The sequence below is a fragment of the Streptomyces sp. NPDC027672 genome, from assembly GCF_055566335.1.
Map to the genome: position 1 here is coordinate 75,914 of NZ_JBVHSO010000020.1, position 14,369 is coordinate 90,282.

The following is a 14,369-nucleotide window of genomic DNA, read 5'->3' on the forward strand; positions in this document are numbered from 1 at the left end:
GCACACGCCATCGGGGGACGGCCGGATGGCTTGGCCCGCCGGGCATAGCGCAGTCGCCTGGGCTATCGGGGGATGGCCGGACGGCTGAGCGGCCCGTCGCGCCGGGCGCGGTCGCACACGCCATCGGGGGACGGCCGGTTGGCTTGGCCGCCGGGCATAGCGCAGTCGCCTGGGCTACCGGGGGATGGCCGGACGGCCGAGCGGGCCGCTGGGCCGAGCGCAGTCGCCGCGCTACCGGGAGGCGGTCGGACGGCTGAGCGGCCCGTCGCGCCGGGCGCGGTCGCTCGCGCCGTCGGGGGGATGGCCGGATGGCTTGGCCCGCCGGGCATAGCGCAGTCGCCTGGGCTATCGGGGGATGGCCGGACGGCTGAGCGGCCCGTCGCGCCGGGCGTGGTCGCTCGCGCTATCGGGGGATGGCCGGTTGGCTTGGCCGCCGGGCATAGCGCAGTCGCCCGGGCTACCGGAGGCGGCCGGATGGCCGAGTGGGCCCGCTGGGCCGAGGGGAGTCGCCCGCGCTATCGGGAGATGGCCGGACGGCTGAGCGGACCCGCCGGGCGGGAGCGCGGTCGCCCGGGCTGCGTGCGCGTCAGCGGGAGACGGCCGGACGGGCCCGCCGGGCCGAGTGCGGTCACCCGTGCCACCGGGAGGCGGCCGGGCGGGCCCCGCCGCCCGGCCGTCAGAGGCGGGACAGTTCGTCCAGCAGGTCGTCCAGGCCCAGGGAGCCCTGCGAGAGCGCCGCCATGTGCCAGGCCTTGAGGTCGAACGCGGCACCGTGCCGCGCGCTCGCCCGCTCCCGGCCCAGCAGCCAGGCCCGCTCGCCCAGCTTGTAGCCGATCGCCTGGCCCGGCATGGTCAGGTACCGGGTCACCTCGCTGTCCACGAAGTCGGCCGGGCGGCTGCTGCGTGCCGCGAAGAACTCCTGTGCCAGCCGGGGCGTCCAGCGCTCGCCCGGGTGGAACGGCGAGTCGGCCGGGATCTCCAGCTCCAGGTGCATGCCGATGTCGACGATCACCCGGATGGCCCGCATCATCTGCGCGTCCAGATAGCCGAGCCGCTCCTCCGGGTCGCGCAGATAGCCCAGCTCGTCCATCAGCCGCTCCGCGTACAGCGCCCAGCCCTCGACGTTGGCGCTGACCATGCCGACCGACGCCTGGTAGCGGGAGAGGTCCTCGGCGACGTGCGTCCACTGCGCGAGCTGGAGGTGGTGGCCGGGCACGCCCTCGTGGTACCAGGTCGACACCAGGTCGTAGACCGGGAAGCGGGTGAGGCCCATCGTGGGCAGCCAGGTGCGGCCGGGCCGGGAGAAGTCCTCCGACGGCGAGGTGTAGTAGGGCGCCGCCGCGCCGCCGGCCGGCGCGATGCGCGACTCCACCCTGCGCACCCGCTCGGCGAGATCGAAGTGGGTGCCGTCCAGCTCCTCGATCGCCTGGTCCATCAGCCCCTGGAGCCACTCCCGGACCTCGTCCACGCCCTCCACGTGCCGGCCGTGCGCGTCCAGGTGCGCGAGCGCCGCCCACGGCGACGCGGCACCCGGCAGGACCTTCTCCGCCTCCTGCGTCATCTCGCCGAGGAGCCGGTGGAACTCCGCCCAGCCGTAGGCGTACGCCTCGTCCAGGTCCAGCTCCGTGCCGTTGAAGTAGCGGGCCCAGCGCGCGTACCGCTCCCGGCCGACCACGTCCGGGGCGCCCTCGACCGCCGGCGCGTACACCTCCCGCAGCCAGTCCCGCAGTTCCGCCACGGCGCCGGTCGCGGCCCGCGCCGCCTCGGCCAGTTCCGCGCGCAGTGCCTCGGGGCCCGCGGCGGCGAACTCCTCGAACCAGCCGCGGCCCGCGCCGTCCGGGCCCGCCCACTCGGTGAGCTGGCCGATGAAGGCGTCCGTCGGCCGCGGTGCCGCGAACAGACCGCGCTCCAGGCCGAGTCGCAGCGACTCCCGGTAGCCGGCGTACGCGTCCGGGACCGCCCGCAGCCGCTCGGCGATCGCCGCCCAGTCCTCCTCCGTCCGCGCCGGGGTGACCGTGAAGACGTCCCGGACCGCGTGGCCGGGCGTGTGCATGTTGCCGACCTCACGCAGGTGTTCGCCCGCCTCGTGCATCGCGAGTCCGGCCGTCAGCCGCTCCCGCAGCAGCCGCCCGCAGCGCCGCTCCACGTCGCTGTCCGCGCCGGGCCGCCGCTCCGCCTCGGCCAGCTCCGCGAGCGTGGCCCGGGCCAGCTCCGCCCGCGCCTCCGCGCCCGCGGGCGAGTAGTCGGGCAGCCTGCTCGAACTCTCCCGCACACCGAGGTAGGTCCCGGTCACCGGGTCGAGGGCGAGCAGCCGGTCCACATAGGCGTCGGCGACCTGACGGGGCAGCGGGTTCGGAGTCTCAGACATGCCGCCCATCCTGGTACGGCGGCGATCTCCGCGTCACCCGCGTACGGGGGGATTCAGCTCTCGGCGTGGCCGGGCGGCAGCATCGGCCCGCACTCCCACTGCTGGAAGATCAGCCGGGTCTCCACCCGGGCCACCTCGCGCCGCGCCGTGAACTCGTCCAGCACCAGCCGCTGGAGGTCGGCCATGTCCGCGACCGCCACGTGCACCAGATAGTCGTCGGGCCCGGTCAGATGGAACACCGTCCGCGCCTCCGGCAGCGCCCGGATCCGCTCCACGAACGGGCCCACCAGCTCCCGCCGGTGCGGCCTCACCTGCACCGACAGCAACGCCTGGAGCCCGCGGCCCAGTTTGGCCGGATCGAGCCGCAGCTCGTAGCCGAGGATCACGCCCGAGCGGCGCAGCCGGGCCACCCGGTCCAGGCAGGTCGACGGTGCCACGCCCACCTGTGCGGCGAGATCGCGGTAAGTGGTCCGGGCGTCGTTCTGCAACAGCCGCAGCAGACGCAGGTCCACCGGATCCAGTACGACGGACTCGGCCATGCGCCGAACGTAACACGGCGTACGGCCCCGGTGAACCGTCCGATGTTCACCCTTCCGCTCATGGACACAGCGAGCACCGGTGCCTACGACGGCGTACGCACCACGACCCGAGCCCTGGCCACCGAGGCCGTGCACGCCGGCCGCGACGACCTCGCCCGCCAGGGCCTGCACGCCCCGCCCATCGACCTGTCCACCACCTACCCCTCCTACGACAGCCGGGCCGAGGCCGCCCGCATCGACGCCTTCGCCGCCGACGGCGCGGACCCGGCCGGGCCGCCCGTCTACGGCCGCCTGGGCAACCCGACCGTCGCCCGCTTCGAGACCGCCCTCGCCCGGCTGGAGGGCACCGAGTCCGCGGTCGCCTTCGCCAGCGGCATGGCCGCGCTCAGCGCCGTGCTCCTCGCCCGGTCCGCCGCGGGGCTGCGCCATGTCGTCGCGGTCCGGCCGCTGTACGGGTGCAGCGACCATCTGCTGACCGCCGGTCTCCTCGGTACGGAGGTCACCTGGACCGACCCGGCCGGCATCGCCGAGGCGCTGCGCCCGGACACCGGGCTGGTGCTGGTGGAGTCCCCGGCCAATCCCACCCTCGCCGAACTCGACCTGCGGGCCGTCGCCCACGCCTGCGGCTCGGTCCCGCTGCTCGCCGACAACACCTTCGCCACGCCCGTGCTCCAGCGGCCGGCCGGGCAGGGCGCGCGGCTGGTGCTGCACAGCGCCACCAAGTACCTCGGCGGCCATGGTGACGTGCTGGCCGGAGTGGTCGCCTGCGACGAGGAGTTCGCGGGCCTGCTGCGGCGGATCCGGTTCGCCACCGGCGGGGTCCTGCATCCGCTGGCCGGCTATCTGCTGCTGCGCGGGCTGTCCACGCTTCCGGTGCGGGTGCGGGCCGCCTCCGCGAACGCCGCCGAGCTGGCCCGCCGGCTCGCCGGCGACCCGCGCGTGGCCCGGGTGCGCTATCCCCGGCTCGGCGGCGCGATGATCGCCTTCGAGGTGCACGGCGATCCGCACGAGGTGATCTCCCGGGTCCGGCTCGTCACCCCGGCGGTGAGCCTGGGCAGCGTCGACACGCTGATCCAGCATCCCGCGTCCATCAGCCACCGCATCGTGGACGCCGACGACCGGCGCGGGGCCGGGGTGAGCGACCGGCTGCTGCGGCTGTCGGTGGGCCTGGAGGACGTGGACGACCTCTGGACAGACCTGGACCAGGCCCTGGGCACCCCACACCAACACCGCTCGATACCCCTACGGGAGGCGGTGCGCTGAGCGACCGGCATCCGGGGCCGACGTGCCCGCCGCGCCGGGCCCCGGACCCGCGGCAACACCGCCGGCCGGCCCTGCTACGGCGCTCAGCCGAGGTGGGGCGGGCTGGGCAGGGCCGCCGGGGCCGTGTCCAGGCGGGCTGTGATGACCAGTGTGCCCTCCTCGACCTGGTAGTCCAGCGGCAGCCCGAGGCCGCGCATCGCGGCGACCATGCCGGTGTTGGCCGCCTTGGTCACGGCGTACACGCTCGCGCAGCCGGCCTCCGCCGCCATCGCCACCAGCCGCCCGAGCAGTTCGCCGCCGACCCCCCGCTGCTGCCACTCGTCCTCGACCAGCAGCGCGACCTCCGTCTCGTCGCCGTCCCACAGCAGATGGCCGAGGCCGACGATCCGGCCGGCGGCGGTCTGCGCGGCCAGCGTCCGGCCGAAGCGGGGGCTGAGCAGGTGGTTCAGATAGCGGTCCGCGTCACCGACCGGGCCGTGGTAGCGCAGGCCCAGGGTGTGCGGCGAGCACCGCTCGTGCATCGCCCGGGCCGCGGCCAGGGCCCCGGTGTCGATCCGGCGCACCGTGATGTCGGCGCCCTCCGGCAGCGTCAGCACGTCGTCCTGGTGACGCGGCATGCGCGGTCCGAGCCGGCCGTCCAGCTCCACCAGCGCCCGGGCGCGCGCGAACTCCGTCGGGGTGAACGGCAGATACGGCCGCTCCACGGTGAGCACGCCGCCCTCGGGCGTCGGCAGCCGCAGCACGGTGTCCTCCAGGACGCCTTCGGCCGGCACCGGCGACGGGCCCCCGCCGGCCGGGACGGCGGGCAGCGACCGGATCGTGCAGCGGCCCAGCAACTGGCGCAGCGCCAGCGGAAGTTCGGAGGCGTCCAGGGCGGTGCGGGCGGCCAGCCCGAGGACCCGGGTGGGCGCGTCGACCAGATCGTGCGCGTCGGCCCGCTCGATCCAGGTGGAGCTGCCGCCGGCCAGCGCGACCGCGCGGGTGATCCCGGCCGCCGCCAGCGCGCCCGGCGCCCGCAGCAGGAACTCGTCCACCGTGCCGTCGGCCAGCGGGTGGGTCTGGAGGCTGAGGATGTCCACCCGCTGTCCGGCGAGCGCCGTGCACAGCGCGGCCAGGGAGCCCGGCTCGTCCTTGACCGTCGTCCGCATCCGCCACAGCGTGCCCGGGCCGGCCAGGCCGTCCGCGGGGTCGCCGGACCGCTCGGACCGCCCGGCCGGCCGCGCCGTGGCGGCCGGCCGGGCACCGGTATCGCTCACCGGCGGCGCGTGTCCGTGACGGCGTGCCCACCACACGTGGAAGCCCGCCGTCGCGGCCAGCACGATCGCCGACAGCACGAGCAGGGCCGGGCCGTCCGGCCCGTGCCCGATCAGGTTGGCCACGGCGTCCGCGACCGCCACCGCCGTGAACAGCGCGGCGAGTTCGACGACGTCCCGCCGCCAGTGGTGCACGGGCCGCCCGTGCTTGGCCCGGGTCACGTCAGGCATGTCTGGAGTCATGCCGCCACTGTGCAGGAGAGGTGTTGCGTGATCACGAACTGATTGTGACCGATGGGTAAAGTATGCTCCGCCCCATTTATTGCTTTTTCTACGGCCGACCGGTCGTCCTCCTTGTTCCGGTCGCCCTCCTTTCGCCCCGTTCCCCCTACTGGCCGACCCGGCCCGGCTGGAGCGTCCGCGTGAACAGCACGGTGCCGTCCTGCTCCCGCAGCCGCACCGTCAGCTCGCCGCTGTCCCCGTCGATGTCGACCTCGCCGAAGAACTGGTACCCGCCCGCGGGCGAGACGTTCGAGGCGGTGGGCGCCTTCACGAACACCCGCTCCGGACCGAAGGTGGCGTCCAGCGCGCTGGCCGGGAAGGCGCCGGCGTTCAGCGGCCCGGAGACGAACTCCCAGAACGGCTCGAAGTCGGTGAACGCGGCCCGCGACGGCTGGTAGTGCTGGGCCGAGGTGTGGTGCACGTCCGCCGTCAGCCACAGCGTGCCGGTGATCCGCCGGTGCTTGACGAACCGCAGCAGCTCGGCGATCTGCAGCTCGCGCCCGAGCGGCGCGCCCGGGTCGCCCTGGGCCACCGCCTCGAAGTTCGGCCGGTTCTCCGTCGCGTCCGGTACGACCAGACCGAGCGGCATGTCGGCGGCTATCACCTTCCACACCGCGCGCGACCGGGCCAGCTCCCGCTTGAGCCACTCCAACTGCTCCCGGCCGAGGATGCCCTGCGGGTCGGTGGTCTGGTCGTCGGGGGAGTTGGGGTTGCGGTAGGTGCGCATGTCGAGCACGAACACGTCCAGCAGCGGGCCGTGGCGCAGCACCCGGTAGACACGGCCCTCCTTCGCGCCCGGCCGCAGGGTGGGGATCGGGAAGTACTCGCCGAACGCCCGCCGGGCACGCGCCGCGAGGACGTCGACGCTCTTCTCGGTGTACCGGGTGTCGGTCGTGGCGATCACCTCGCCCGGGTACCAGTTGTTGCGCACCTCGTGGTCGTCCCACTGGACGACCGAGGGCACCTGGGCGTTGAACCGGCGCAGGTTCTCGTCCAGCAGGTTGTAGCGGAAGTTGCCCCGGTACTCGGCGAGCGTCTCGGCGACCTTGGACTTCTCCTCGGTGGTGATGTTCCGCCAGGTGCCGCCGTCGGGCAGCGCCTGGGTGGCGGAGACCGGCCCGTCGGCGTAGACGGCGTCGCCGCTGTACAGGAAGAAGTCCGGGTCCAGCCGCGCCATGGCGTCGTAGATGCGGTAACCGCCGAGGTCGGGGTTGATGCCCCAGCCCTGGCCGGCCAGGTCGCCCGACCACAGGAAGCGCACCCCGTCCCGGCGGCGCCGGGAGGCCGTGCGGAAGGTGCCGGTCACGGGCTCGCCGGTGCGGCGCGGGTCGTCCGGGTCGGCGAGCAGGACGCGGTAGTGGATCTGCTCGCCGGACGGCAGGCCGTGCAGCCGGGTCGTGCCGGTGAAGTCCGTGCCGGCGCCCAGCAGCGGGCCGTGCCAGCGGCGCGGGTCGCGGAACGACTCGGTGGCCGAGGTCTCCACGATCATCCGGGCGGGCCGGTCCGACCGCACCCAGACCAGCCCGGAGTCGGCGGTCACGTCACCGGCCTGTACGCCCCAGCCCGCCCCGGGGCGGCCGGAGCGGGCGAACGCCGGGGCCGCGCCGAGGCCGGCGGGCAGGGCCAGGGCCGCCGACGCGGCGAGGGAGCCGCGCAGCACGCTGCGGCGGCCGGGGAACGGAAGGTGGGACATGGCTGTGCCTCCAGGGACGGGATCCGGCCAATGTGCACAGCCACACCTACGGGTGCGCCACGGCGCGCACGCGAACCGGAGGTGAACTCCCGCCGGACGGACGGCGTTCAGGTCCCGCTCAGCGGCTGCCGTCCAGGATCACCCGGGCGACCAGCGCCGGGTCGTCGTTCATCGGGACGTGGCCGCAGCCGGGCAGCCGCACCAGCCGCGCGTGCGGGATGAGCCGCTTGGCGCGGATGCCCTGGCGGCGCAGCAGGACCCGGTCCCGGGTGCCCCAGGCCACCGTGACCGGCACGCCGGGCAGGGCGTCGGTGAACCGGACGGTGCCGCCCGCCCGCAGGGTCGCCTCGAAACCGGTGGCCGTGGCGAGCGCCAGCGTCTCGGCGACCACCGCGTCCGGCGAACGGCGTCCGGGCCGGGCGTAGATGGTGCTGGTCAGCGCGGTACGGCCGGCCGCGGTCCGGGACAGCCGCGTCACCAGCGGCAGCGGCATCCGCTGGGCGGCGCCGCGCATCGCGAGCAGCACCGCGAAGGCGTAGCGCCGCTCCGCGTCGGACCAGAACCCGCCGGGGGAGAGGGCGGTGACGGACCGTACGAGTTTCTCGCGGCCCAGCTCCAGCGCGAGCAGGCCGCCCAGCGAGTTCCCGGCGGCATGCGGGCGGTCCAGCTCCAGCGCCTCGAACAGGGCCGCGAGCACGGAGTTGGTGGTGGACAGGTCGTAGGCCAGACCGTCCGGCAGCGCGGGCGACGCGCCGAACCCGGGCAGGTCGACGGCGACGACCTCGCGTTCGGTGGCCAGGATGTCCACGACCGGGTCCCAGGCCTGGAGATGGTGGCCGATGCCGTGCAGCAGGACCAGCGGCTCGCCGCGGCCGACGCGCGCGTAGGACACGGTCGCGTCGCGCGGGCCGTGCGGGGTGGGGACCTTGAAGGAGACGGTGGCGGACATGGGTGCTCCTCGTCTGGGCTGCTGACGGACGCCGTAGACAGCTTGTCAGCAATTACTACCAGCGGGTAGCCCCCGTGGGTCCGGGCGTTCGCGGCCCATCGTGACCGCCGGTCGGGCCGCCGGGACCGGCGCGGCGGCCGCACCCGGCCCGGTGTGATCCGGACCGCTTGCGGAGCCGGGGGTTCCGGGTGGACACCGGCAGGCGCGTCGGCTGGGATGGGTGCCGTGACCGCACAGTTCACCGACGTCTTCGAAGAACACCGGTCCCTGCTCACGGGTGTCGCGTACCGCATGCTCGGCCGGGTCGCTGACGCGGAGGACGTGGTCCAGGAGGCGTGGCTGCGCTGGTACCACGCCGACCACGCGCAGGTCCGCGAACCGCGCGCCTATCTGGTGCGCGTCACCACCCGGCTGGCCATCGACCGGCTGCGCCAGGCGCAGACGCGCGCCGAGGCGTACGTCGGGCCGTGGCTGCCCGAACCCTGTCCCACCGAGTACGCCGGCACCGCGCCGGACTCGGCCGAGCGCGCCGTGCTCGCCGACACGGTCTCGCTGGCCGTCCTGGTCGTCCTGGAGTCGCTGTCCCCGCTGGAGCGCGCGGTCTTCGTGCTCCGCGAGGCGTTCGGCTACCCGTACGCCGAGATCGCCGCCCTGCTGGAGCGGACCGAGCCCGCGGTACGGCAGCTCGCCGGCCGGGCCCGCCGGCACGTGGCCGAACGGCGCCCCCGCTACGACGTCGACCCCGCCCGGCGCCGCGACCTCACCGAGCGTTTCCTCGCCGCGGCGGCCGGGGGCGACCTTGAGGCGCTGATGTCCCTGCTCGCGCCGGACGTCCGGCTGGTCGGCGACAGCGGCGGCAAGGCCAAGGCGCCGCTGCGCGTCCTGCACACCGCTGAGAAGGTCGGCCGCTTCCTCGTCGGCGTCGCGCGCACCGCCCCGGCCGACCTGTCCTTCCGCGCCCTGGAGGTCAACGGCGGCCCCGCGCTGCTGCTCCTGTCCGGCGGGAAGCCCGACAGCCTGTTCCAGGCCGACATCGCCGACGGCCGCGTCACCGCCGTCTACATCATCCGCAACCCCGACAAGCTCCGGCACCTGTACGGCCGCTGAGCCGCCGCTCCCGCGTGAGTCCCCGCCGTCCCGCGGGGGCTCACGCGCGCTCCGGGCCGCTTCCACCGTGAGGGTGGTGCCGCGATGTCAGCCACATGATCGCGCGCGAACCCTTCGTGAACGCTTCGCTGCCGACGGGCCAGGTACCGGCCAGGCGACCGAGGATTGGTCTTGACCAAGGGTGACGGCCGCCCTATGGTCGCAGAGAAGTGCAACAACCTTTAATAAACAAGGGCGCCAAAAACCGCCGGACCACGGCTCTCGCGGAGGACAGGGTGGGGACGACGCAGCTGGAATCGGTACCGGAACCGAAGTACTGGCATCTCAGGACCGTGCTCAGCGAGGCACTGGACTCGGAGTTCTCGGTCGGCGAGATCCTGCCCAACGAGCGGGAGCTGGCCGCCCGCTTCGGCGTGGCCCGCGCCACGCTCCGCCAGGCCCTGGAACAACTGGAGCTGGAGGGCCGGCTCCAGCGCCGCCGCGGGGTCGGCACGACCGTCGCGCCGCCGCGCGTGGGCGTGGCCGTCGACACCCGGCAGCACGAGTGGCCCGGCGCCGCCGGGGACGCCTGGCAGCCCGTCGACAGCGCGCAGGAGACACCGCCCGCCGCGGTCGCCGCCGCGCTGGAGACCGGCGCGGACGAGGCCGTCCACACCGTCCGCCGCTCCCGGACCTCCCACGGCCAGCAGGTCGCCACCGAACTGCTGTACATCCCGGTGGCCTCGGTGCCCGGCCTCACCGCGATCGACGCCCCGTCCGGCGCGGCACGCGCCCGTGCGGTGCTGCGGGAGCTTCAGCACCTGCCGCTGGAGGGCGAGGACCGCGCCGTCGAGCTGGGCTCCGCGCGCGCGGACGACGCCAGGGCGCTCGACCGGCTCCCCGGCTCGCCCGTCCTCGTCGTCACCACGCGTTTCCTCGCCCAGGGCCGCACCGCCGCCCTCTCGGTGGCGACGTACCGCGCCGACACCTGCCGGCTGACCTTCGGCGACAGACCGGACGTGGAGATACGCCACGACCCGGAATGCCGCGCTTCCTGACACAAGCCGCACACCTGACCCCGGGCAACGCACCTCGGCGACCCGGGTTCACCCGTCACCAGAGGACCGCACCGGCCAGGCGCCGGGCGGACCGGCAGGCGGCCGTGCCCGGCGGACCGGCAGACGCGAGGGTGGCGGGCCGCGCCTGACGGGCCGCTAGCCGGCCGCTCGGTGGACCGGTAGACGTGGGGGCGGCGGGCCGTGCCGGGTGGGCCAGTAGACGGCCCGTACCCGGTGGCGGGTCGGTACGAGGGTGACAGCCGTGCCCGCTGGGCGGCCCGCCGACAGCGGTCGGCCGGCACAGGACACCGATCGTGCCCCCGTGACCGGTCAGCGCTGGGGCGAGATCGCGTCCCGGCGGGCTGGCCGGCGCGAGGCTGCGGCCGAGCTGGGCCGACCGCTCGATGCGCGGGCGGCGATCAGACTCGGAGTTGGTCAGCGGGGGGCGACGATCGCGTCCGGACGGGCCGGTTGGCGTGAGACTGCGACCGTGCTGGGCCGGTCGCCCGACGCGAGGGCGACAAGCAGACTCGGGAGTTGGTCAGCGGGGGCGACGAACGCATCCCCCCCGGGGCCGGTCAGCGGGGGCGGCGAACGCACCCCGGCGGGCCGGTCAGCGGTGGTGACGCACGTATCCCGGTGAGCCAGCCAGCCAGCCGGGCGGCGGTCGCACCTCGGCGGGCCGGTCAGCCGGGGCGACGCGCCCCGGTGGATCGGCCCGCGCCGGTGCTGGCCGTGCTCGGCGGGACCGTCAGCGGCGCGTCACCGTGCCGTCCACCGCGAACAACTGCTCCTCCACATGGTCCAGCGCCAGGCGCAGCGCGCCCGAGGCGACGGCCGCCTCGCCCAGTAGCGACAGCGCGACCCGGGGCGGCCGCAGGCAGTAACGGGCCAGCTCGCGGCGCAGCGGCTCCAGGACGCCGTCCAGACCGGCCGCCCAGCCGCCCACCACGACCAGCTCCGGATCGAGCGCCAGCACCAGCGCCGCCACATCGTGCACGAGCCGCTGGATGAACCGCTCCACGGCCGCCCGGGCCCGCCGGTCACCCTCGCGCGCCAGCGCGAACACCTTGGCGACCGCCTGCTCGTCCAACGGGTGCAGCGGCTCGTCGGTGGTGGAGAGCAGCGCCTCCGGCGTCGCCTCCCGGCCCAGCAGATGCAGCGCGCCGATCTCCCCGGCCGCCCCGCCGTACCCCCGGTGCAGCCGCCCGCCGATCAGCGAGCCGGCCCCCGGGCTCAGCCCCGCCAGCACGAACACCACGTCGTCCGTCCCGGCCGCCGCGCCCTTCCAGTGCTCGGCGACCGCCGCCGCGTTGGCGTCGTTCTCCACCAGCACCGGACAGCGGAAGGACCGGCTCAGCCGCTCCCCGAGCCGCAGCCCCGTCCACTGCGGCAGGGCCGTGCTCAGCCGGACCGTGCCGTCCGCCTCCACGATGCCCGGCGTGCCCACGCCCACCGCCCGCAGCGAACCCCGCGCGACCCCGGCCCGGCGCAGCAGCTCGGCGACCGCGCCGCGCAGCCGGTCGAGCCGCTCGTCCGCCGGGGCCGCCGCGTCCACCTCCTTGGCCTGCGCGCCGAGCACCCGCCCGTCCAGGTCGGACAGGAGCGCGGCCACCCGGTGCGGGCCGATCTCCAGGCCCAGCAGGTGCCCCGCCTCGGCCCGGAACCGGAACCGGCGGGCGGGCCGCCCCTGCCGCCGGGCGCCGCCCTCGTCGGCCGCCGCCTCCACCACGAGGCCGCCCTCGACCAGACCCTCCACCACGCCCTCGACGGTCGGCCGGGACAGTCCGGTGACCCGGGTGATCTCGGTGAACGTCGCGCAGTCCGTGGCACGCAGCGCGTGCAGCACCACCGCCGAATTGATCCTCCGCAGCAGCGAGGGATCGCCGCCGGTCAGCTGCCCCACCGTCCGTCCTCCCAGCTCGCAGGCGTGTTGGCCGGATCGTACTCGTCCCGGGGCACCCCGGCGAGTGCGATACGGCACCGCTCGGGGCCGGGGCCCGCTCAACCCGGTTGCACGAACCCCGACTCATAGGCGGCGATCACCGCCTGGGTGCGGTCGCGCGCGCCCAACTTGGCCAGTATGGCGCTCACATGGGACTTGACCGTCTCCGTGCCCACGGTCAGCCGGGCGGCGATCTCCGCGTTCGACAGGCCCCGCGCCATCAGCCGCAGCACCTCCGCCTCCCGCTCCGTCAGCCGGGCCCGCTCCAGTGCGGCCCGTGCGGGCCGGCCGCCGTCGCCGTACCGGGCGGCGAGCCGCCGCACCGTGGCCGGGAACAGCAGCGACTCACCCTCCGCGACCAGCCGTACCGCGTGCACGATCTCGGCCGGGCGGGCCCGCTTCAGCAGGAACCCGTCGGCGCCCGCGCGCAGCGCTTCGTACACGTACTCGTCGTCCTCGAAGGTGGTCACCACGAGGATCTTCGGCGGCGCGGCCACCGTGCGCAGCACCGCGCGCGTGGCCTCGATGCCGTCCATCAACGGCATCCGCACGTCCATGGCGACCACGTCGGGGCGAAGTTGCCGCACCAGCGGGATGACGGCCGCGCCGTCGGCCGCCTCACCGACCACTTCGAGGTCGGGCTGCGCCTCCAGCACGGCCCGCAGACCCGCGCGGACCAGGGGTTCGTCGTCGACGAGCAGTACGGTCACCGGCATCCGGCCACCCTAGGGCCTGGCGTTCGGATCATCCCACCGGCAGCTCCGCCCGCACCTGCCAGTCGCCCTCGTCCGGTCCGGTCCGGGCGGTGCCGCCGAGCAGCGCCGCCCGCTCCCGTATGCCGCGCAGGCCGCTGCCCCGGCCCGGGCCGGGTATCGCTCCCGGCAGCGGATTGCGGACCTCCAGGGCGAGCGTGCCGCCGGTCACCGCGACCCGGACCCGCACGGGCACCGCACCCGCGTGCCGCAGCACATTGGTCAGCGCCTCCTGGAGGATGCGGTAGCCCTCGCGGGACACCGGCCCCGGCACGGACGCGACCGGACCCGTCACCTCCGCGTCGACCTGCGCCCCGGAGGCCCGCGCCGACTCCAGCAGCCGGCCCGCGTCGGCCAGCGTGGGCCGCGCGCCGGCCGGCCGCTCCGCCTCCCGCAGGACGCCGAGCACCCGCTCCAGGTCCTCCAGCGCCGCCCGGCCGGTCTCCTCGATGGCGCCCAGCGCCCGGTCGGTGAACGCCGGGTCGCCCGCCGCCCGCGCCGCACCCGCCTGCACCACCGCCACCGTCAGGGCGTGCCCGATCGAGTCGTGCAACTCCCGCGCGATCCGGGTGCGTTCCAGCAACTGCTCGGTACGCTCCTCCAGCGCCGCCAGCCGCTCGGCCGCGGACGGCCCCAGCAGCCGGCGCGCACCGGCGGTGATCAGCGCGCCCAGCCCGACGACGACGCCGTACAGGACGAGCAGCGGCAGCGGCGCCAGCAGTGCCCAGGCGGGATGCGGCGGCAGCCGGTCCAGCAACGGCGGCCCGGCCGGCGCCGCGCCCCACGCGCAACGCGTCAGCTCGAAGCAGGCGATGGGCAGCCACACCGAGGCGAACACGGCCGCGCCGCCCAGCAGCATGCGCAGCTCCAGCCACAGCACCGTGCGCAGCCGGTCCCGCCAGGTGGCCGCCGGTGCCTGGGAGATGCCCGGCTCCGGCTCGCCCGGAGTGAGCAGCAGCCGCGCCTGCACACCCTCGCCCCGGCGCACCGCGGGCACCAGACCGAGCGGGACGAGCAGCAGCGCGGGCACCCAGGGCACCGACGGGGCGACGAACAGCCAGACGCTGACCACCAGCATCGGCACCCACAGGTGGAGCAGGCGCGTGTACGTCGTCCCGCGCAGCAGCGGGCGCAGAAAGCGAGCCATGCCGTCATCGTCGCAGGCGGCACTGACAACGAGC

At 75.3% G+C, this 14,369-nt stretch carries 11 protein-coding genes; 3 read left to right on the forward strand and 8 right to left on the reverse strand.

Features of this window, described 5'->3' with window-relative positions:
* Positions 1 to 676 precede the first annotated feature (676 nt).
* Together ACZ4SV_RS33880 and ACZ4SV_RS33885 are read right to left on the reverse strand one after the other, a co-directional pair.
* Positions 677 to 2,368, reverse strand: a complete 1,692-nt coding sequence (locus ACZ4SV_RS33880; protein ID WP_468009885.1) for a DUF885 domain-containing protein — start codon at positions 2,366 to 2,368, stop codon at positions 677 to 679.
* A 53-nt stretch (positions 2,369 to 2,421) separates the two neighbouring features.
* Positions 2,422 to 2,907 carry an Lrp/AsnC family transcriptional regulator gene (locus ACZ4SV_RS33885; protein ID WP_365875717.1) on the reverse strand — a complete coding sequence of 162 codons (486 nt, stop codon included), beginning with the start codon at positions 2,905 to 2,907 and terminating at the stop codon, positions 2,422 to 2,424.
* A gap of 60 nt (positions 2,908 to 2,967) precedes the next feature.
* Here ACZ4SV_RS33885 and ACZ4SV_RS33890 point away from each other — a divergent pair, with 60 nt between their 5' ends.
* Positions 2,968 to 4,170: a trans-sulfuration enzyme family protein gene (locus ACZ4SV_RS33890; RefSeq protein ID WP_468009891.1), complete on the forward strand. Its 1,203-nt coding sequence runs from the start codon at positions 2,968 to 2,970 to the stop codon at positions 4,168 to 4,170.
* A gap of 83 nt (positions 4,171 to 4,253) precedes the next feature.
* Here the strand turns inward: ACZ4SV_RS33890 and ACZ4SV_RS33895 are convergent, their stop codons facing one another.
* From ACZ4SV_RS33895 to ACZ4SV_RS33905, 3 genes are all read right to left on the reverse strand, one after another.
* Positions 4,254 to 5,666 (reverse strand): GNAT family N-acetyltransferase, encoded by a 1,413-nt coding sequence (locus ACZ4SV_RS33895; RefSeq protein ID WP_468009895.1) that lies wholly within the window; start codon positions 5,664 to 5,666, stop codon positions 4,254 to 4,256.
* Between the two features lie 145 nt (positions 5,667 to 5,811).
* Complete coding sequence (locus tag ACZ4SV_RS33900; RefSeq protein ID WP_365875723.1) at positions 5,812 to 7,398, reverse strand: alkaline phosphatase D family protein; 1,587 nt, start codon at positions 7,396 to 7,398, stop codon at positions 5,812 to 5,814.
* A gap of 118 nt (positions 7,399 to 7,516) precedes the next feature.
* Positions 7,517 to 8,347: an alpha/beta fold hydrolase gene (locus tag ACZ4SV_RS33905; protein ID WP_468009901.1), complete on the reverse strand. Its 831-nt coding sequence runs from the start codon at positions 8,345 to 8,347 to the stop codon at positions 7,517 to 7,519.
* A gap of 216 nt (positions 8,348 to 8,563) precedes the next feature.
* Here ACZ4SV_RS33905 and ACZ4SV_RS33910 point away from each other — a divergent pair, with 216 nt between their 5' ends.
* Positions 8,564 to 9,454 carry an RNA polymerase sigma-70 factor gene (locus ACZ4SV_RS33910; RefSeq protein ID WP_468009905.1) on the forward strand — a complete coding sequence of 297 codons (891 nt, stop codon included), beginning with the start codon at positions 8,564 to 8,566 and terminating at the stop codon, positions 9,452 to 9,454.
* Positions 9,455 to 9,729: 275 nt separating this feature from the next.
* Complete coding sequence (locus ACZ4SV_RS33915) at positions 9,730 to 10,491, forward strand: GntR family transcriptional regulator (RefSeq protein ID WP_397941422.1); 762 nt, start codon at positions 9,730 to 9,732, stop codon at positions 10,489 to 10,491.
* Positions 10,492 to 11,242: 751 nt separating this feature from the next.
* Here ACZ4SV_RS33915 and ACZ4SV_RS33920 read toward each other — a convergent pair.
* From ACZ4SV_RS33920 to ACZ4SV_RS33930, 3 genes are all read right to left on the reverse strand, one after another.
* Complete coding sequence (locus ACZ4SV_RS33920) at positions 11,243 to 12,397, reverse strand: ROK family transcriptional regulator (protein ID WP_468009911.1); 1,155 nt, start codon at positions 12,395 to 12,397, stop codon at positions 11,243 to 11,245.
* Between the two features lie 98 nt (positions 12,398 to 12,495).
* The gene (locus ACZ4SV_RS33925) at positions 12,496 to 13,152 is read right to left on the reverse strand and encodes a response regulator (protein WP_468009916.1); all 657 of its coding nucleotides are present in this window, start codon (positions 13,150 to 13,152) and stop codon (positions 12,496 to 12,498) included.
* A 28-nt stretch (positions 13,153 to 13,180) separates the two neighbouring features.
* Positions 13,181 to 14,335 (reverse strand): sensor histidine kinase, encoded by a 1,155-nt coding sequence (locus ACZ4SV_RS33930; protein ID WP_468009919.1) that lies wholly within the window; start codon positions 14,333 to 14,335, stop codon positions 13,181 to 13,183.
* Positions 14,336 to 14,369: the final 34 nt, after the last annotated feature.